Annotated in this window: 15 protein-coding genes and 3 tRNA genes; 8 read left to right on the top strand and 10 right to left on the bottom strand. The window is 69.5% G+C overall.

The window, feature by feature from the left end; translation table 11 throughout:
* Window positions 1–126: 126 nt before the first annotated feature.
* Complete coding sequence (locus AB4Z14_RS18250) at window positions 127–975, bottom strand: alpha/beta fold hydrolase (RefSeq protein WP_056775249.1); 849 nt, start codon at window positions 973–975, stop codon at window positions 127–129.
* Window positions 976–1,201: 226 nt separating this feature from the next.
* A tRNA-Arg gene (locus AB4Z14_RS18245) sits at window positions 1,202–1,274 on the bottom strand.
* 442 nt (window positions 1,275–1,716) lie between these two features.
* Here AB4Z14_RS18245 and AB4Z14_RS18240 point away from each other — a divergent pair.
* Both AB4Z14_RS18240 and AB4Z14_RS18235 read left to right on the top strand, forming a co-directional pair.
* Window positions 1,717–3,561 carry a phosphoenolpyruvate carboxykinase (GTP) gene (locus AB4Z14_RS18240; protein ID WP_442276441.1) on the top strand — a complete coding sequence of 615 codons (1,845 nt, stop codon included), beginning with the start codon at window positions 1,717–1,719 and terminating at the stop codon, window positions 3,559–3,561.
* Between the two features lie 213 nt (window positions 3,562–3,774).
* On the top strand, window positions 3,775–4,269 hold the full coding sequence (locus AB4Z14_RS18235) for a DUF6328 family protein (protein ID WP_442276440.1): 495 nt from the start codon (window positions 3,775–3,777) through the stop codon (window positions 4,267–4,269).
* A gap of 236 nt (window positions 4,270–4,505) precedes the next feature.
* Here the strand turns inward: AB4Z14_RS18235 and AB4Z14_RS18230 are convergent.
* A tRNA-Ser gene (locus AB4Z14_RS18230) sits at window positions 4,506–4,592 on the bottom strand.
* A gap of 191 nt (window positions 4,593–4,783) precedes the next feature.
* Between AB4Z14_RS18230 and AB4Z14_RS18225 the strand changes: the two genes are divergently transcribed.
* On the top strand, window positions 4,784–6,310 hold the full coding sequence (locus AB4Z14_RS18225; RefSeq protein WP_442276439.1) for an LCP family protein: 1,527 nt from the start codon (window positions 4,784–4,786) through the stop codon (window positions 6,308–6,310).
* 103 nt (window positions 6,311–6,413) lie between these two features.
* Here the strand turns inward: AB4Z14_RS18225 and AB4Z14_RS18220 are convergent, their stop codons facing one another.
* From AB4Z14_RS18220 to cysK, 5 genes are all read right to left on the bottom strand, one after another.
* Window positions 6,414–6,617, bottom strand: a complete 204-nt coding sequence (locus AB4Z14_RS18220; protein ID WP_013491183.1) for a cold-shock protein — start codon at window positions 6,615–6,617, stop codon at window positions 6,414–6,416.
* A 228-nt stretch (window positions 6,618–6,845) separates the two neighbouring features.
* The gene (gene folP / locus AB4Z14_RS18215; RefSeq protein ID WP_442276438.1) at window positions 6,846–7,844 is read right to left on the bottom strand and encodes a dihydropteroate synthase; all 999 of its coding nucleotides are present in this window, start codon (window positions 7,842–7,844) and stop codon (window positions 6,846–6,848) included.
* A 616-nt stretch (window positions 7,845–8,460) separates the two neighbouring features.
* Window positions 8,461–8,551, bottom strand: a tRNA-Ser gene (locus tag AB4Z14_RS18210).
* Window positions 8,552–8,718: 167 nt separating this feature from the next.
* On the bottom strand, window positions 8,719–9,468 hold the full coding sequence (gene cysE / locus AB4Z14_RS18205) for a serine O-acetyltransferase (protein WP_442276437.1): 750 nt from the start codon (window positions 9,466–9,468) through the stop codon (window positions 8,719–8,721).
* Between the two features lie 49 nt (window positions 9,469–9,517).
* Window positions 9,518–10,447: a cysteine synthase A gene (gene cysK / locus AB4Z14_RS18200; RefSeq protein ID WP_056774255.1), complete on the bottom strand. Its 930-nt coding sequence runs from the start codon at window positions 10,445–10,447 to the stop codon at window positions 9,518–9,520.
* Window positions 10,448–10,715: 268 nt separating this feature from the next.
* On the opposite strand from cysK, the gene AB4Z14_RS18195 reads away from it, so the two are divergent.
* The 5 genes from AB4Z14_RS18195 (at window position 10,716) to AB4Z14_RS18175 (ending at window position 16,205) form a co-directional block, all read left to right on the top strand.
* Window positions 10,716–13,064: a (Fe-S)-binding protein gene (locus tag AB4Z14_RS18195; protein ID WP_442276436.1), complete on the top strand. Its 2,349-nt coding sequence runs from the start codon at window positions 10,716–10,718 to the stop codon at window positions 13,062–13,064.
* Window positions 13,065–13,236: 172 nt separating this feature from the next.
* The gene (locus tag AB4Z14_RS18190) at window positions 13,237–13,956 is read left to right on the top strand and encodes a hypothetical protein (protein ID WP_442276435.1); all 720 of its coding nucleotides are present in this window, start codon (window positions 13,237–13,239) and stop codon (window positions 13,954–13,956) included.
* A 9-nt stretch (window positions 13,957–13,965) separates the two neighbouring features.
* Window positions 13,966–14,769, top strand: a complete 804-nt coding sequence (locus AB4Z14_RS18185; RefSeq protein WP_442276434.1) for a hypothetical protein — start codon at window positions 13,966–13,968, stop codon at window positions 14,767–14,769.
* A 13-nt stretch (window positions 14,770–14,782) separates the two neighbouring features.
* On the top strand, window positions 14,783–15,475 hold the full coding sequence (locus AB4Z14_RS18180) for a hypothetical protein (RefSeq protein ID WP_442276433.1): 693 nt from the start codon (window positions 14,783–14,785) through the stop codon (window positions 15,473–15,475).
* Window positions 15,476–15,479: 4 nt separating this feature from the next.
* Window positions 15,480–16,205 (top strand): transporter substrate-binding domain-containing protein, encoded by a 726-nt coding sequence (locus AB4Z14_RS18175; RefSeq protein WP_442276432.1) that lies wholly within the window; start codon window positions 15,480–15,482, stop codon window positions 16,203–16,205.
* Between the two features lie 88 nt (window positions 16,206–16,293).
* Here AB4Z14_RS18175 and AB4Z14_RS18170 read toward each other — a convergent pair whose 3' ends face one another.
* Both AB4Z14_RS18170 and exaC read right to left on the bottom strand, forming a co-directional pair.
* Entirely contained in the window at window positions 16,294–16,743 is a 450-nt protein-coding gene (locus AB4Z14_RS18170) for a DUF779 domain-containing protein (protein WP_442276431.1), read from the bottom strand.
* A 14-nt stretch (window positions 16,744–16,757) separates the two neighbouring features.
* Window positions 16,758–18,281, bottom strand: a complete 1,524-nt coding sequence (exaC, locus tag AB4Z14_RS18165; protein ID WP_442276430.1) for an acetaldehyde dehydrogenase ExaC — start codon at window positions 18,279–18,281, stop codon at window positions 16,758–16,760.
* Window positions 18,282–18,344: the final 63 nt, after the last annotated feature.

Genomic DNA, 18,344 nt, shown 5'->3' with positions numbered 1-18,344 from the left:
CTCCCGGCGTGCGGCGGTGGACGGTCTCACCACACCCAACCCCGGCACGACCCGGCGCACAAGGGAAAGCGCGCGAGGTGGAGCGAACTCACATGGTGCGCCGGGTGGACGTGCCCGTCGGCGACCTCACGCGTCGGCGGCCGGAGGCGCGTGCACTCCCCGGTGGATCTCGTAGGCCCGGGCGTCACCGGGCGAGTCCGGGTCGTCCCGGATCGGTCGGTCCGACATGAAGAGCCGCGTCACGTTGGCCAGCTCGCCGGGGTGGCTGAAGTTGATGGCGTGCGCGGCGCCGTGGATGACGACGAGGATCACGTGGCTGTCGGTCTGCCCGGCGACCTCCTTGATCCGGGGGGGCGCGGGCATGAGCGGGTCGGCGCTCCCGACCACGACGAGCGTCGGGATGTCGAGCGCGAGGAGGCGGTCGAGCGCCGGGTAGCGGGTCAGGGCCCGGAACATCCGCACGGTGCTCGGCACCCCGAACCGCAGGTAGTCGGGCACGGCCACCGGGATGAGGCCGAACGGCTCGCGTATGCCGTCGCGCGCGAGCTGCTGCACGGCCCGGCGCAGCGGCTGGTTGTGAAGGCCACCCGCCGGCGCGACGAGCACGGCCCGCTCGAGACGCTCCGGGTAGAGGTGGGCGAACTCGCAGATGACGGCGCAGCCCATCGAGTTGCCGACGAGGGTGACCCGCTCGACACCTCGGTCGTCGAGGAACGCCGCTGCCGCGTGGGCGAGCTCGGGCACGTCGAGAGGCTCGCGCGGCCGACCGCTGCGACCGAAGCCGGGCAGGTCCGGGACGAGGGTGCGGAACTCTCCCGCGAGCCGCTCCGCCGTCGGCAGCAGGTAGCGACCGGAGAGACCGAAGCCGTGCAGGTGCATCATCGGTGCGGCGCCCGGCGGCCCGGGCGACTCGCGGTAGAAGAGCTTGACCCCGTCGATCACCGTCCATCGCTCGGCGAGCGCCGGCGCGGCCACGGTCAGGCCTCGCCGGGCAGGGACGAGTGGCGTCGCGTCCAGGACCGCGAGGATCGGACGGATGCCGGTACGGGTGGGTGAGTCGACACCGGACCAGAGTCCGCCCCCGGCACGCGTGCCGCGTCACCCCCACAGGATGAACGCGGACCGCCGAGGCAACTCCGGACAGCACGACGCCCCGGCCGGGAGACCCGGTCGGGGCGTGGTGTTCTGTCTCAACACAGAGTGCACCCGTAGGGATTCGAACCCCAAACCTTCTGATCCGTAGTCAGATGCTCTATCCGTTGAGCTACGGGTGCGTCGTTCCGTCACTCGGAGGAACGAAAAGTTACCTTAGCGCCTCGGGTCCGCATCCACGAAATCCGCCCCGGTCCGAGCCTGACGACCCCGCCCGGCACCCCACGACCAGCAGCCCGCGGACGCCGCCTCACGGCATACGCGGTCGGCCCGAGAGGGTGCCACGTTCACCCGCTGCCCGGTACCGGCGAGTACTGAAATTCCTGCAAGAAACCGACAATGGAGCGTCGTTTTTCTTGCGGGCCAGAGCCCATGTGAGGCGTCTCACCGCCTTGGCGCCCGCATGCGGTCAACGGCGTCCACGACGGCGCGTACCTTGAAGACATCACGTCATCTGTTCAGCATGTGGACACCTGCAGCCCGATCCGGGCTCGTCCAGGATCCACCTGTGGAGCAGCTTCACACCGGCACGACGTGGTGCCGGGCGGCACCGCGCGCGAAGGGATGGGCCCCGAGTTGACCACGACCCACGAGAAACAGACACACACGACGCACGCGGGTCTTGCCGCGTGGGTCGAGCAGGTCGCCGAGCTGACGCAGCCGCGCGACATCCGCTGGATCACCGGCTCCCCCGAGGAGTGGACCGAGCTGACCGACCACCTCGTCGAGGCCGGCACCTTCGTCCGGCTCGACGAGAGCAAGAAGCCGAACTCCTTCTACTGCGCCTCCGACCCCAGTGACGTCGCGCGCGTCGAGGGGCAGACCTACATCTGCTCCGTCGACGAGAAGGACTCCGGGCCCACCAACAACTGGATGGCGCCCGACGAGATGAAGGCTCGGATGACCGAGCTGTACCGCGGCAGCATGGCGGGCCGCACGATGTACGTCATCCCGTTCGTCATGGGTCACCTCGAGGCCAAGGTCCCGATGTTCGGCGTCGAGATCACCGACTCCGCCTACGTCGTCGTCTCCATGCTCGTCATGGCCCGCTGCGGCGACAAGGTGCTCCACAAGATCGAGGAGACGAACGCCGACTACGTGCCGGCGCTCCACTCGGTCGGCGCCCCGCTCGCCGAGGGCCAGGCCGACGTCGCATGGCCGTGCTCCGACACGAAGTACATCGTCCACTTCCCCGAGGAGCGCACGATCTGGAGCTACGGCTCCGGCTACGGCGGCAACGCCCTGCTCGGCAAGAAGTGCTACTCGCTGCGCATCGCCTCGGCCATCGCCCGCGACGAGGGCTGGATGGCCGAGCACATGCTCATCCTCAAGCTCACCTCGCCCAAGGGGTCCGTCCACTACATCGCGGCGGCCTTCCCGTCCGCCTGTGGCAAGACGAACCTCGCGATGATCACGCCGACCATCCCCGGCTGGAAGGCCGAGATGGTCGGCGACGACATCGCCTGGATGCGCTTCGGTGAGGACGGCCGCCTCTACGCCGTGAACCCGGAGTTCGGGCTCTTCGGCGTCGCCCCCGGCACGGGCGAGTCGACCAACCCCAACGCGATGGCCACCATCGAGAAGGGCAACTCGGTCTTCACCAACGTCGCCCTGACCGACGACGGCGACGTGTGGTGGGAGGGCATGACCGACGAGCCGCCGGCACACCTCACCGACTGGCACGGCAACAGCTGGACGCCCGAGGACGGCAAGGCGGGGACGCTCTCGAGCCACCCGAACAGCCGCTTCTGCACGCCGGCCTCGCAGTGCCCGATGATCGCCCCGGAGTACGACAACCCCGACGGCGTGCCGATCGACGCGATCCTCTTCGGCGGCCGCCGCAAGACGACCGTGCCGCTCGTCTACGAGTCGCGCGACTGGCAGCACGGCACGTTCATCGGCGCCACGCTCTCCTCGGAGACCACCGCCGCCGCAACCGGCGCCGTCGGCGTCGTGCGCCGCGACCCGATGGCGATGCTGCCCTTCATCGGCTACCACGCCGGCGACTACATGAACCACTGGCTCGAGATCGGCAAGAGCGCGGACGCCTCCAAGCTCCCCCGCATCTTCGGCGTCAACTGGTTCCGTCGCGACGAGGAGGACGGCTCCTTCCTCTGGCCCGGGTTCGGCGAGAACAGCCGTGTCCTCAAGTGGGTCATCGAGCGCCTCGACGGCGACGCCGATGCCGTGGAGACCCCGATCGGGTTCGTGCCGACCGAGGGCGCCATCGACATCGACGGGCTCGACATGACGCCCGAGCAGGTCGCCAAGGCCATTCGGGTCGACGCGGCCGACTGGGAGAAGGAGCTGCCCCTCATCCAGGAGTGGTTCGACAAGTTCGGCGAGCAGCTCCCCGCGGAGCTGTGGGCCGAGTTCGACGCCCTCAAGGCCCGCGTCAGCGTGCGCTGAGAGGTCGGTCCACCGCCTGCTGGCCGGCGGGCGGCGGACGACGTGATGCAGGGCCCGGCACCTCAGGGTGCCGGGCCCTCCGTCACGCCACGGGCCCGTGGCGTCGTAGGCCCGCACGGCACCGAGGGCGTATGCCGTGTCGCCGAGCACGCGGCATACGTTGCCTCTCGTGTCCGCTGTCCTCGAGGGCACTCCGTGGGGTACTTGTGAGCCATGAGCGACTCACAGCCCTACACCCGCGACGAGACCGAGGCCGAGCGGCTCGATCGCAACTTCGGCGAGCAGCTGCAGGAGCTGCGCATCGTCCAGACGGGCGTGCAGATCCTCTTCGCCTTCCTGCTGACCATCCCGTTCCAGCAGCGGTTCACCAGCCTCTCGGACCTGCAGCGGAGCATCTACATCGTCACCCTGCTGTGCATGACGATCGCCACGCTGCTGTTCATGACCCCCGTGGCCATGCACCGGATGCTCTTCCGCGAGGGCCTCAAGGACTTCGTGGTGCGGCACACGGACACCCTCATCGGCACGGGACTCTTCTTCCTCGGATCCGGCATGATCGGCGGCGTCGTGCTCGTCCTCGACGTCCTGCTGCACAGCTCCACGGCATTCTGGATCGGTGGCGTGCTGGCGCTGCTCGGGGTCGCCTTGTGGGTCCTGCTCCCTCTGGCGCAGCGCCGCCGTGGGCGGCGCGAGGACGCCCTGGACTGAACGGTCGAGAGGCCACGTCCTACACCCCACGCGTTCGACCAGCATCAGACAGAAGGACCCCGACGAAAAGCGTGTCGGGGTCCTTCTGTCTGGTGCTGGCGGAGGCGGCGGGAGCCGTCGCGCTGGTCGTGGCTCGTTCCTCACCACGACCAGCCGCTCCTCCCGGCATCGCGCCGCCTCCGTGGAAGAACGCCGAATGCCCCCGAGCTCGCTCGGGGGCATTCGGCGTTCTGGAGCGGAGGCGGCGGGATTTGAACCCGCGAGAGGTTTTATCCTCAACCCGCTTAGCAGGCGGGCGCACTAGGCCACTATGCGACGCCTCCGTGCCCGCGACGAGGCCGCCGAGGCGGCGTCCGATGCACGGGCGAGCACAGGCTACCGGCACCGGTGCGCCCGACCCAAACCGGGGGTGGACGCGTCCAGACGCCTTACCCAACTCGATGAGGCATATATCAGGTTGGCAGGGCACAATGTGCATCGGCTCGTGCGCACGGGCCGATGCAGAGAGGACTCCATGACCTACCCGAACACGCGAGGTCCGGCTGCGCCCCCGACCCGTGAGGCGCTGCGACGCGAGCTCAAGTCAGGCTTCCGCCGCGCCGTCGGGCTCACGGCCCTCGGCACCGTCGTCCCGGGAGCAGGCCTGACGCAGACCCGTAGCCGCAAGTTCGGCTGGCTGCTGCTCGCCCTCGCCATCGTCAGCCTCGGCGTCGGCGCGTACTACGTGATGCGCACCGGCGTGACGAACGCCGCGCTGTCGATCGTCGCGCGCCCCACGGTGCTGCAGACGCTCGCGGTCGCCTTCGTCATCGGCGGCATCCTCTGGTGCGGCTCGATCATCCTCACTGCCGTGCAGTCGCGCCCCACGAGGCTCGACCGCGCCCGCACGCGCCTGCTCGCCGGCTTCACCACCCTGATGGTCTTCGTCGTCGCCGGCTCGTCGTTCAAGTTCGCCGAGTACGCCACGATCACGCAGAGCACCGTGGCGCAGGTCTTCGGCAAGACCCCCACGACCCCCGGAGCCGGAGCCCAGGTCTCCGAGGGCGAGGACCCCTGGGCCGAGCAGGCCCGCGTCAACATCCTGCTGCTCGGCTCCGACGCCGGCGCCGACCGCGTCGGCATCCGCACCGACTCGATGATCCTCGCGAGCATCGACACCAAGACCGGACGCACCGCGCTCATCTCGATGCCGCGCAACCTGCTCAACGCGCCGTTGGCGGCGAAGAGCCCGCTGCGCGCCATCTACCCCTCCGGCACGTTCGGCTCGCCCGACAGCTCCTGTGACCAGGGCCCCGGCCAGTGCATGCTGACCAACCTCTACGTCGACGCCGAGAACTACGCCAAGGCCCACCCGGGTGCCTACCCCTCGGGTGACCAGCCCGGGCGCGTCGAGCTGCGTGGGACCGTCCAGGAGATCACCGGGCTCGAGGTCGACCAGATGGTCGTCATCGACCTCAAGGGCTTTTCGCGCCTCATCGACGCCATGGGTGGACTCGACATCAACGTCAAGCTGAGCGGCTACGGCACCAAGCTGACCATCGGCGGCGAGCACGCCCCCGACGGCAGCGTCTTCGGCGTCAAGGGCTATTTCGAGCCCGGCCGCCAGCACCTCGATGGCTACCACTCCCTCTGGTACGCCCGCTCACGCGCCGCCGACAGCGACACGTTCCGCCAGATGCGCCAGCGCTGCGTCGTCCAGGCGATCGTCCAGCAGGTCAACCCGGCCCAGATGGTCTCGAAGTACCCCGAGGTCGCGAGCATCCTCAAGGACAACATCTACACCGACATCCCGGTGCAGAACCTCCCGGCCTTCGTCGAGCTCGTCGAGCGTGTGCAGAAGTCGAAGATCAACAGCGTGGCCCTGACGCAGAAGCAGAAGGTCTACTCCAACGACCCCGACTACGCGCTCATCCGCGAGCTGATCCAGAAGGGCATCGCGCCGCCGAAGGCGACGCCCAAGCCCTCCTCGACGTCGACGAGCACGCCGACGAAGACGAAGACCCCGACCACGTCGAGCACCGACTCCTACGAGACCTGCTGACCCGCAGGCCCGCCGACCCACAACAAAGCCCCCGGCCGCTGGCCGGGGGCTTTGTCACAAACGACTGAGGTTGGTGTCGCTCGTTGCTGTTGCTCTCGAGTGATCAGAGCGGGCGAACTGCGTCGGCCTGCGGGCCCTTGGGACCCTGCGTGACCTCGAACTCGACTCGCTGCGCCTCGTCCAGCGAACGGTAACCGTTCGACTGAATGGCCGAGTAGTGGACGAAAACGTCGGGGCCGCCGCCGTCCTGGGCGATGAAGCCGAAGCCCTTTTCAGCGTTGAACCACTTGACGGTGCCCTGTGCCATACGGGTAACTCTTCCTTCTTTAGCGTGTGGGACAACGCACCTCGCGCATCCCAAGCTGCCGCATTGACTCCACTCGACGGGCGCGAACCCACCGAAGCCGAAAGGAAACCCGTCACCGTTGTGGATGACGGGCACCTGCTCGACTGCGAGGAACTGCAACTGCAACCGCGACGAACCTAGCAGAATACCGGCCGGTCGGCCCGTCGGATGACACTCGTTTTTGGGCGTTCAGGAACCGTTCGTCGCGACGTCTCGTCGGGTGCCTCGCAGCGCGAGCCGCGGGGGTCGGTCGCCGCGGATCGTCGCGACCATGTCGAGGACGCGCCGGGTCGCCCGGACGTCGTGCGCGCGGAACACCGTTGCCCCCAGCCAGGCCGCCACCGCGGTCGCCGCGAGGGACCCCTCGAGGCGCTCCTCGGCCGGCAGGTCGAGCGATTCCCCGACGAAGTCCTTCCGCGACATCGCCTGCAGCACAGGGTAGTTCAGGGCAGTGATGTCGGCCGTGTGCCTCAGGACCTCGAGCGAGTGCGCCGTGGTCTTGCCGAAGTCGAGCGTGGGGTCGACGAGGATGCGCTCACGAGGTATGCCGGCACGCTCGGCCGCGAGGGCGCCGTCGGCCAGGGTGCGCACGACGTCCCGCACGACGTCGAGCGGGTCGTCGCCGTAGGTGACGTCGACCGGATCGGTCCGGGGCGGAAGGCCGCCGGTATGTGAGATGACGTAGCCGGCACCGATGCCCGACGCGACGTGGACGAGCTCGGGGTCGTGCCCGGCCCACGTGTCGTTGACGAGGTCCACGACCCCGGCCGCCTCACGGGCCACCTCCGACCTCCACGTGTCGAGGCTCAGCAGGACCTCCGGGTGCGCGGCTCGCGCCCACTGCAGGAACGGTACGACCCGCCGGATCTCCTCGTCGGCGTCGACGACCTCGCCCTCCTGACCGGCGCGCACGCCACCGACGTCGACGAGGTCCGCGCCGAGCTCGACGGCCTCGACGACGGCCGCCTTGGCGGACTCGAGGTCGGCGTGGCGGTTGCCGCTGAAGAAGGAGTCAGGGGTCCGGTTGACGATGGCCATGACGGCGGGCGAGGCAGCGTCGAAGCGGCGCCCCCGCAGGACGAGAGGGCTCGCCGACGGGAGCTCGAGAGGGGCCAGCCGGCTCAGGATCTCGGCGGTGTCGGGCGCGGGATCCGAGCCGGAATGTCTGGTCACACTGTCGTATCTCATGGGGCCATCCAAAGGTCAACGGCAGTCCGGAGCATGGTTGCGGAACTGTTACCATTGTGGAGCAGACATCGCCCACGGCCCGGCCACGCTCCCGGCCGGGTCGCGGGTGGTCCGCCGGTCCTGATCGTCCCGCAATGACGGTCGACCAACCGGGTCCGCGACGACGCGTCGGCGGGCCCAGTCACCAAGGAAACTGAATACAGAGATGTCGTACATCGTGTCGTTCTTCGCGGCCATGAACCGTCCGTCCACGTCGATGCCGGTCGGTCAGTACAACTCCAGCACGACGTTCGAGGAGAGGCTCGGCCTGCTCTGAGAGCGCGTGCAACCGCTGGGCTCACCGTCGAGGCCGGTGCATGAGAACAAAAGGGACTCCGGATCTCCGGAGGCCCTTTTTTCATGCCCGGATCCGGTCCGAGGCCAGGCCGGAGGAGTGGGGTCGTGAGGTCGCGCGTGAGGTCGCGCGTGAGACCGCGCACGAGGTCGTGCGTCTGCTGCGCCCTGGCGACACGAACTGCGCGATCTCCCGCGCTGTCTGGGTGCACCCGTGGCCTCCGGCGTGGCGACGCTCCGGCCAGCGTGCGGAGGGCGTGGGACTCCGCGCCTACGGAGCAGTTGGCGGAGGGCGTGGGATTCGAACCCACGATGGGCTGTGAACCCATAGCGGTTTTCAAGACCGCCGCACTCGGCCACTATGCGAGCCCTCCAGTGTCCGCGGAAGTCTAGCCGCGGGCGACCCACCCGGCCGAATCATCCCGGCGCCGACCATGACGCGCCTGATGACACGCCTCATGATGCTGCGTCTGGTGTGGTCATCACCCCACCAGCGGCAGGACCATCCGCAGGACCATGACGGCACTGCCGGAGCTGTGGGTCAGATGTACATCGCCGGGTCGAGCCACTGGTTGGTCGCGTCGCGCTTCGGGAACCGGATGACCGCCGGGATGCCGGTCGCCACCGCGCCGGAAGGGACGTCCTTGACGACGACGGAGTTGGCGCCGATCTGGACGTCGTCACCGACGCGGATGGGCCCGAGCACGCGGGCACCGGCGCCGATGGTGACGCGATTGCCGACCGTGGGGTGCCGCTTGACGTGTTCCATCGACCGGCCGCCGAGGGTGACCCCGTGGTAGATCATGACGTCGTCGCCGACCTCGGCGGTCTCGCCGATGACGACTCCCATGCCGTGGTCGATGAAGAACCGCCGGCCGAGCCGGGCTGCCGGGTGGATCTCGACGCCGGTGATCGAGCGCGTCACCGTCGCGAGGACCCGCGCCGGCAGCCGTCCGCCCGGGCGCTTCCACAGCTCGTGCAGGCCGCGGTGCGCCCAGATGGCGTGCAGCCCAGGAGAGGTCAGGACCATCTCGAGCCGGGAGTTGGCCGCGGGGTCGCGCTCGATCGCGCCGTCGACGTCCTCGCGGGCCCGATCGGCGAGCTTGCGCACGAGGCCGAGCGGGCCGGCATACGGCCGCTCGCCGGGGACGACGGCGGCTGCGTGGGAGGTCACAGTCGCCGCCGGCTCCCCGGCCACCCCGACCACCTCGGCCGCGCCGTCACCGCGCACGAGCGTCAGCGGCTTCTCGGCCGGCCGGGGCTCGTGGTCGATCTGTGGTGCGGTGCTCATGCACGACCCCTTGGTGGCATTGCAGGTGGGACGGGCGAACGAGGGGACGTCAGTCGACGAGGCCCTCGAAGAGGATCGTCGACAGGTAGCGCTCACCGAACGACGGGATGATGACGACGATCGTCTTGCCGGCATTCTCGGGACGCTGGGCGACCTGGACGGCGGCGGCGATGGCGGCACCGGACGACAGGCCGACGAGCAGGCCCTCCTCGGTCGCGGCGCGGCGGGCCCATTTGACGGAGGTCTCGGCGTTGACGTCGATGACCTCGTCGTAGACCTCGGTGTCGAGGATCTCGGGGACGAAGTTGGCGCCGATGCCCTGGATCTTGTGCGGACCGGGCTGGCCGCCGTTGAGGATCGGGCTCTCCTCGGGCTCGACGGCGATGATCTGGACGCTCGGCTTGCGGGCCTTGAGCACCTGGCCGACGCCGGTGATGGTGCCGCCCGTGCCGATGCCGGCGACGACGATGTCGACCTCGCCGTCGGTGTCCTTCCAGATCTCCTCCGCGGTGGTCCTGCGGTGGATCTCGGGGTTGGCCTCGTTGGCGAACTGGCGAGCCAGCACGCCGCCGCGCTCGGCGACGATCTCGTCGGCCTTGGCGACCGCGCCCTTCATGCCGGTCGACGGGTCGGTGAGGACGAGCTCGGCGCCGAAGGCGCGCAGCAGCGCGCGGCGCTCCTTGCTCATCGACTCGGGCATCGTCAGCACGACCTTGTAGCCACGGGCGGCGCCGACCATGGCGAGCGCGATGCCGGTGTTGCCGGAGGTGGCCTCGACGATGGTGCCGCCGGGCTCGAGCTGCCCGCTCGCCTCGGCGGCGTCGATGATGGCGACGCCGATGCGGTCCTTGACGGAGTTGGCGGGGTTGTAGAACTCGAGCTTGGCGGCAACGGTCGCCTGCGCCCCGTCGGTGACCTTGTTGAGGCGCACGAGCGGCGTGTTGCCGATCAGCTTGGTCACGTCGTCGTAGATCGGCATTGCTGGAGCCCTTTCGGCTGGGTACGGCGGAACGGTCTGTCGCCTCGATTGTCTCCGACAACCGAGTTCTCGTTATGCATATTCCAACACGTCGTTATCGATTGCCAAGGCCGCGCCCATGATCCGGGCGCCGCCGCGACGCCGGGCCACCCGGCATACACCCCGAAGGGCGTATGCCGCCCGGCGCGGGAGGAAGGGGACGAGCGTCACGCCGCGACGGCCGTCACAATCACTAAGCGCTTGCTCACGCGTCAGTAGACTCCCCGGCATGAGTGCGCTCCAGATCGTCGCCGTCGTCGTCTGCCTCGGCGTCACCGCCGTCGCCGTCGCCCTGCTCGTCAAGACGGTCAACCACTTCCTCGCGACCTTCCGCCTCGGCCAGCCCGAGGACCGTGGTGACGACAAGGGGGCCCGCACGCGCACGCTGCTGCGCGAGTTCCTCGGCCACACGCGCATGTCGCGGCTGCCCGTCGTCGCGATCGCGCACTGGTTCACGATGGTCAGCTTCGGCGTCCTCTTCTTCACCCTGCTCAACGCGTTCGGCCAGCTGTTCCAGCCGGAGTTCGTGCTGCCGCTCATCGGCCACTTCTTCCCCTACGAGTGGATCACCGACTTCTTCGCCTTCGCGGGCTTCCTCTCGATCCTCGTGCTCATCGCGATCCGCCAGAAGAACCACCCGCGCTCGGCCGCCGGTGAGGACGGTCGCCGCAGCCGCTTCTTCGGCTCCACGTGGTGGCAGGCCTACTACGTCGAGCTGACGATCCTGGGCGTCACCCTCTGCATCGGCCTGCTCCGCGCCCTCGAGTGGACCCTCGCGCGCAAGACCGGCACCGGCATGGACACCGCCCTCCACTTCCCGCTGACGGGCTGGATCGGCAACTTCTTCACCGGTCTGTCGGTCAGCGCCGTCGAGAACCTCATCGTCGTCATCGCCGCCGTCAAGATCCTCATCTCCTTCGCCTGGATGATCACCATCGCGCTCCAGCCGACGATGGGCGTCGCCTGGCACCGCTTCCTCGCCTTCTTCAACATCTTCTTCAAGCGCCACGCCGACGGCCGCACGAGCCTCGGCGAGCTCCAGCCGATCCGCGTCGGCGGCGAGGTGCTCGACTTCGAGAACGTCGACGAGCTCGACGAGGACGCCGCGCTCGGCGTCGGCAAGGTCGAGGACTTCACGTGGAAGGGCCTGCTCGACTTCACGACGTGCACCGAGTGCGGTCGCTGCCAGAGCCAGTGCCCGGCGTGGAACACCGACAAGCCCCTCTCCCCCAAGCTGCTCGTCATGACGCTGCGCGACCACGCGCACGCCAAGTCGCCCTGGCTGCTCGCCTCCGAGGAGGTGCGCGCCGCTGCTCTCGAGGACGGCATCGAGTCGGCCGAGGGCTTCAGCGACGCCACGAAGGGCGCCGTCGCGACCGAGCAGCTCGTCGGCGAGACCGGCTACGACATCCGCCACCCGCTGACGGCCTACAACCCGCACGGGCCCGACGCCGTCATCGACGAGGACGTGCTCTGGTCGTGCACGACGTGCGGCGCCTGCGTCGAGCAGTGCCCCGTCGACATCGAGCACGTGGACGCCATCGTCGACATGCGCCGCTACAAGAACCTCATCGAGTCGGCCTTCCCGGCCGAGCTCAACGGCCTGTTCAAGAACCTCGAGAAGAACTCGAACCCCTGGGGCCTCGCGCCGCGGCTGCGGATGGACTGGGCCAAGGACCTCCCCTTCGAGGTCAAGCAGGTCGGGCAGGACGTCGAGGACCTCTCCGAGGTCGACTACCTCTTCTGGGTCGGCTGCGCCGGCGCCTACGAGGACCGCGCCAAGAAGACGACCCGCGCGGTGGCCGAGCTGCTCGACACCGCCGGTGTCTCCTTCGCCGTGCTCGGCGACGGTGAGGCCTGCACGGGCGACTCGGCCCGCCGCGCCGGCAACGAGTTCCTCTTCCAGATGCTCGCCCAGCAGAACGTCGAGACCCTCAACGAGGTCGGCGCGACGAAGATCGTCGTCACCTGCGCGCACTGCTTCAACACCATCAAGAACGAGTACCCGCAGCTCGGCGGGCAGTACGAGGTGCTGCACCACACGCAGCTGCTCAACCGCCTCGTCCGCGAGAAGCGCCTGACGCCCGTCGCGCGCCCGGGTGACGCCGTGGCGACCGGAGCGGCCTCGACCGGTGCCAAGGTGACCTACCACGACCCCTGCTACCTCGGTCGGCACAACCAGGTCTACGCCCCGCCGCGCGAGCTGCTCCAGATCCTGCCCGGCGTCGAGTACGCCGAGATGGAGCGCAGCAAGGAGAAGTCCTTCTGCTGCGGCGCCGGTGGCGCGCGCATGTGGATGGAGGAGAAGCTCGGCACGCGGATCAACACCAACCGCACCGAGGAGGCTCTCGCGACGGGCGCCGAGCGCATCGCCGTCGGCTGCCCCTTCTGCAAGGTCATGCTCTCCGACGGCCTGAACGCCGCGATCCAGGACGGCAAGGCCACCGACGCCGTCGAGGTCGTCGACGTCGCCCAGATGCTCCTCGCCGCCGTGCGCCGCGGCGACGGCGGCGGTGAGCCCGACAAGGCGGAAACGCCTGAGCCCCAGCCAGACCCGGAGCCCGCACCGGTCGCCTGAGCGCGCCGGGACGGCATACGCCCGCTTCCTGACGAAGGCCCCCTCCGCACCCGCGGAGGGGGCCTCGTGCGTATGCCGTCAGGCGACGTCGGCGTGTATCAGCGGGTCGCGGCCGCCGCACTGACTCCCTGCAGCCGGGGCACCGCAACCGGCCTGAGCACCGGGGGAACCCATGAGCCTGACCGACACCTCCGAGGTCTTCGTCTCCGCCGAGGAGTCAGCCCTCAACGACCTCGTGACGGCGCTGTGCACCGCCAGACCACACCTGCTGTCGTACGGGTCCCCGGCCTTCGTGCCGGTCTCGGACGTGGCCGACACGCAGATGCCGCCGATCCTCTTCCCCGGCACCGGGGGCATCCAGTGGCACGTGCAATTCTCGGTGCCCCACCTCGACCTCTACGACGAGGACGCGCCCCTGCCGCCCCAGCTGAGCCTCGGCCCGGGGCAGTTCAGCGTGTCGACGAAGGTGCAGATCTGCGTCGACTGCCCGAAGGACCGGCACGATCCCGAGGACGACCCGCACGACCCGCACGGCGACCACGGTGGCGACCACCCGAACGAGCCGAACGACCCTCGCTGGGACGACAAGTCGGGCAAGGCCCAGAACCCCGTGTGCACGACCATCGAGCTGTATGCCGTCGGGCACCTCGTCGGGACGACGCTCGACGGGCAGCCCGCCCTCGGATTCGCCGTCGACGCCGTCGAGCTCGTCGACGTGATGCCGGACGACCTCGAGTCGGTGCTCGAGTGCCTCATCGGCCAGATGCTGCGCGCCGTCCTCACGACGATCCGCGTCCCCGTCTCGGCGCTGCGCGTCGGCGCCTTCACCCTGACCCCGACGGTCGGCCCGCTCATCGACACCGACCGCGTGCTCGCCCGCGGCAACCTCTAGGAGACCCACATGTCCGAGATCATCGCCGCCATCGACGAGGGCGCGGCCAACGACTTCCTCGACACCGTCGTCGCCGGGCTCGGCCCGCAGTCGACGAGCGGCTCGTCCAGCCTCGGACCGTTCGCGGTCAGCTACTCCGTGAGCGGCACCCTGAGCAACGGCACCGTCGACCTCATCCCGCCGGGCACCATCCGGATCGCCGACCTGCGCCTCGACTGGAGCGCGAGCGCGACGCTGTCGCTCGACCTCGGCGACTTCCTCCCCGAGATCCACATCCCCCAGGTCTGCATCGACATCCCGTGCGTCGGGACGGTCTGCACCCCGCGGATCGACATCACGTGGCCCACCGTGTCGGTGCCCGTGTCGTTCGGCGACTTCGTGCGGGCCACTGTCGACCTCGGGCTGTCCGTGACGCTCGTCGGTGGCGTGTGGAAGGTCGAGGGCATCGTCCAGGGCGTGCCGAGCCTGGCCTTCGGCCCAGGGACCGCGGCGATCGTCGCCGGCATCGGGCTCGCCGTCGCGGCCGCCGTCGCCTGGGTGCCGCTCATCGGCCCCTTCCTCGCGGGGCTCGTCATCGCCGTCACCGCGGCCATCGGGATCGCCGGGCTCACCGGCTGGTTGGGCCCCATCATCACGCCGTTCATCTCGGGCACCCGCTTCCCGGTCTACGAGCAGCCCGAGTGGTTCGAGGTGCTGCCGGCGACGTCGGCGATCGACCCCGCCGTCTCGATCCACATCGACGCCGTCGGCGCCGAGGTCCAGCACAATGCGCCCGAGGACGAGCTCGTCCTCAGCGCCGACATCAGCGCCTGAGGAGGGCGGACCCATGAGCGACCACTTCGACAGCAGGGCGCTGCGACAGACCGACTGCTACGGGCAGCGGTTCATGAAGCCCGGCGCCTACGCCTACGCGATCGGTCACGCCGGCACCGCCGGCCTGGCCCAGGACCACCCCTACGTCGTCGTCGTCGAGGGTGACTCCCCGAAGCGCGGCGAGATGGCTCAGACGCTCGTCACCGTCCACGCCGCGGGCAAGGCCTTCGCGCCGGACGTCGAGAAGGTGACGGTCAACGCGGGCGACATGGTCATGTGGCACTGCCCCGACCCGCACGCCCGGCCCTTCGCCGTCTCAGGCGAGAAGGACTTCTTCTCGAGCGACCGCCTCGTCAACGAGTCGGGCTACTCCCACGCCTTCACGTGCACCGGGACCTACGAGTGGGCCGACGCCCACGGCTCCGGCGCCAAGGGAGTCGTCCGCGTCTCGGCGCCCGACTCGACCTCGGACAAGGGGATCCGGGCCTGGCAGAGCCAGCAGCGCCAGGGCGTCCTCGTCATGGTCACGGACGGCAAGGCAGAGCCCGCCGAGGTCGACGTCGTGCTCGGCCAGACGGTCTTCTTCGCGATCGTCGCCGGGTCGGGCATCTCGATCACCGACACGGCCGTCATCGAGGCCGAGCAACCCGTGCCCGGGATCGCCTTCTACCGCAAGCCCACCCGAGGGAAGAACGCCGTAGCCTGACCGGATGACCGCGACCCCGACGCCCGCCATCGCCCAGGACCTCGCCCCGACCGGCGTCCTCCGCGCCTCGATCAACCTCGGCAACCCCGTGCTCGCCCAGGGCACACCGGACTCGCCCAGCGGGGTGACCGTCGACATCGCCCACGCCGTCGGCGATCGGCTCGGCGTGCCCGTCGAACTGGTCTGCTTCGACGCGGCGCGCCGGTCGTTCGAGGCCATGGCGACGGGCGCGGCCGACCTGTGCTTCCTCGCCGCCGACCCGGCCCGGGCGACCGAGGTCGCCTTCACCGCGCCGTATGCCGTCATCGAGGGCGTCTACGTCGTGCCCGTCGACTCGCCCGTGGTGTCCGTCGCCGACGTGGACCGCGATGACGTCCGGGTGGGGGTCAAGGAGGGCTCGGCCTACGACCTCTTCCTCTCCCGCACCCTGGCGCGCGCAACGGTCGTGCGCGGCGACGAGGGCGTCGACGTCTTCGTCACCGAGGGTCTCGAGGTCGGTGCAGGCATCCGCGAGCCCGTCACGGCCTTCGCCGCGCGCCGCGACGACGTGCGGGTCGTCGACGAGGCGTTCATGCAGATCGGGCAGGCCGTGGGGACGACGTGCACGCGTACGGTCGAGACCGTGGCCTTCCTCCACGAGCTCGTCGAGGAGCTCAAGGCGAGCGGCTTCGTCGCCGACGCGATCTCGCGGTCGGGGCAGTCGGGGGCGGCGGTCGCCCCGCCCGCCTGACGGCATACGTCCGACGACACCCGGCCCACGACGGCGTGGAGGTCCGCACCCCCGCACCGGTGTGCGGACCTCCACGGTCCGGTCGGACTCAGCCGACCCGGCCCACGGTCGGAGCGGTGATGCCGAAGGCCGACAGCTCCGCGCCGGTGAGCAGGCGCGAGCGGATGAGGAACCGCACACCCTCGGGCGCCTCGACGGAGAAGCCGCTGCCCCGGCCCTTCACGACGTCGACGGTGAGGTGCGTGTGCTTCCAGTACGCGTACTGCGAGACCGACATCCAGAAGCCGATGGGCGCAGGGGTCCCCTCGACGACGAGGTCGGCCAGGTGCACGTCGGCCTCGCTCGTCATGAACTCACCGGCCGGGAAGCACATGGGAGAGCTGCCGTCGCAGCAGCCGCCCGACTGGTGGAACATCAGCGGACCGTGGATCCCGGTGAGGCGGCGGAGCAGGTCCGCCGCCTCACTGGTGAGGTCGACCCGGCTGGGGGAAGCCGATGGCTCACCGGGTGCGACCGTCTCTGGGGGTGTGGTGGCCACGGGGGCCGGCCCGCTCAGAAGAACCCCAGCGCGTCGGGCGAGTAGGAGACGAGGAGGTTCTTCGTCTGCTGGTAGTGGTCGAGCATCATCTTGTGGTTCTCCCGGCCGATGCCCGACTGCTTGTAGCCACCGAACGCGGCGTGCGCCGGGTACTGGTGGTAGCAGTTCGTCCAGACGCGACCGGCCTTGATGCCACGGCCCATCCGGTAGGCGCGCGAGCCGTCGCGGGTCCACACACCGGCGCCGAGGCCGTAGAGGGTGTCGTTGGCGATGGAGAGCGCGTCGGCCTCGTCGTCGAAGCTCGTGAGCGAGACGACCGGGCCGAAGATCTCCTCCTGGAAGATCCGCATCGAGTTGTCGCCCTCGAAGATCGTCGGCGCCACGTAGTAGCCCTCGGCGAGGTCGCCGTCGAGCACGTTGCGGTCGCCGCCGGTGAGGATCTTCGCGCCCTCCTGGCGGCCGATGTCCATGTAGGACAGGACCTTCTCGAGCTGGTCGTTGCTCGCCTGGGCGCCCATGGTCGTCTCGGTGTCGAGCGGGTTGCCCTGCTTGATCTTCTCGACCCGGGCCACGGCGTCGGGCACGAAGTCGCTGTAGATCGAGCTCTGCACGAGCGCCCGCGACGGGCACGTGCAGACCTCGCCCTGGTTGAGGGCGAACATCGTGAAGCCCTCGAGAGCCTTGTCGTAGAAGGCGTCCCGCTCCTGAGCGACGTCGTCGAAGAAGACGTTGGGGCTCTTGCCGCCGAGCTCGAGGGTGACCGGGATGATGTTCTGCGCGGCGTACTGCATGATGAGGCGGCCGGTCGTCGTCTCGCCGGTGAAGGCGATCTTGGCGATGCGCGGGCTCGACGCGAGCGGCTTGCCCGCCTCGACGCCGAAGCCGTTGACCACGTTGAGCACGCCCGGGGGGAGCAGGTCCCCGACGAGCTCGACGACCTTGAGGATCGACCACGGGGTCTGCTCGGCCGGCTTGAGCACGACGCAGTTGCCGGCGGCGAGAGCCGGGGCGAGCTTCCACACGGCCATGAGGATCGGGAAGTTCCACGGGATGATCTGGCCGACGACGCCGAGGGGCTCGTGGAAGTGGTAGGCGACGGTGTTCTCGTCGATCTCGCTGCTCGAACCTTCTTGTCCCCGGAGGACGCCCGCGAAGTACCGGAAGTGGTCGACGGCGAGCGGGAGGTCGGCGGCCAGGGTCTCGCGGACGGCCTTGCCGTTCTCCCACGTCTCGGCGACGGCGAGCGACTCGAGGTTGGCCTCGATGCGGTCGGCGATCCGGTTGAGGATGAGCGAACGCTCGCCGAGCGAGGTCTTGCCCCACGCGGGTGCGGCGGCGTGGGCGGCGTCGAGGGCGGCCTCGATGTCCTCCTCGGTGCCGCGGGCGACCTCGCAGAACGGTTTGCCGTTGACCGGCGAGATGTTCTCGAACCAGAGGCCCTTCTTCGGGTCGACCCAGTTGCCGCCGATGAAGTGGCCGTAACGGTCGAGGACGGTGACGAGCGAGTCCGGCGAACCGGGCGGTGCGTAGACGGTCATGGTTGATCTCCCAACATCCTTGGTGGTTCCCCTCCCAGGGGTTGGCGTGACCGTAGGCAGCGC

It is taken from the genome of Terrabacter sp. 2TAF16 (assembly GCF_052115065.1).
GTDB lineage: Bacteria > Actinomycetota > Actinomycetes > Actinomycetales > Dermatophilaceae > Terrabacter.
This window is presented reverse-complemented; position numbering and strand designations above follow the sequence as displayed.

Coding starts and splice junctions, on each gene's coding strand:
- AB4Z14_RS18180 (WP_442276433.1), top strand. CDS start 14,783: ATGAGCGACCACTTCGACAGCAGGGCGCTGCGACAGACCGACTGCTAC.
- AB4Z14_RS18220 (WP_013491183.1), bottom strand. CDS start 6,617: ATGGCACAGGGCACCGTCAAGTGGTTCAACGCTGAAAAGGGCTTCGGC.
- cysK (WP_056774255.1), bottom strand. CDS start 10,447: ATGCCGATCTACGACGACGTGACCAAGCTGATCGGCAACACGCCGCTC.
- cysE (WP_442276437.1), bottom strand. CDS start 9,468: ATGAGCACCGCACCACAGATCGACCACGAGCCCCGGCCGGCCGAGAAG.
- AB4Z14_RS18175 (WP_442276432.1), top strand. CDS start 15,480: ATGACCGCGACCCCGACGCCCGCCATCGCCCAGGACCTCGCCCCGACC.
- AB4Z14_RS18225 (WP_442276439.1), top strand. CDS start 4,784: ATGACCTACCCGAACACGCGAGGTCCGGCTGCGCCCCCGACCCGTGAG.
- folP (WP_442276438.1), bottom strand. CDS start 7,844: ATGAGATACGACAGTGTGACCAGACATTCCGGCTCGGATCCCGCGCCC.
- AB4Z14_RS18195 (WP_442276436.1), top strand. CDS start 10,716: ATGAGTGCGCTCCAGATCGTCGCCGTCGTCGTCTGCCTCGGCGTCACC.
- AB4Z14_RS18190 (WP_442276435.1), top strand. CDS start 13,237: ATGAGCCTGACCGACACCTCCGAGGTCTTCGTCTCCGCCGAGGAGTCA.
- AB4Z14_RS18185 (WP_442276434.1), top strand. CDS start 13,966: ATGTCCGAGATCATCGCCGCCATCGACGAGGGCGCGGCCAACGACTTC.
- AB4Z14_RS18240 (WP_442276441.1), top strand. CDS start 1,717: ATGGGCCCCGAGTTGACCACGACCCACGAGAAACAGACACACACGACG.
- exaC (WP_442276430.1), bottom strand. CDS start 18,281: ATGACCGTCTACGCACCGCCCGGTTCGCCGGACTCGCTCGTCACCGTC.
- AB4Z14_RS18235 (WP_442276440.1), top strand. CDS start 3,775: ATGAGCGACTCACAGCCCTACACCCGCGACGAGACCGAGGCCGAGCGG.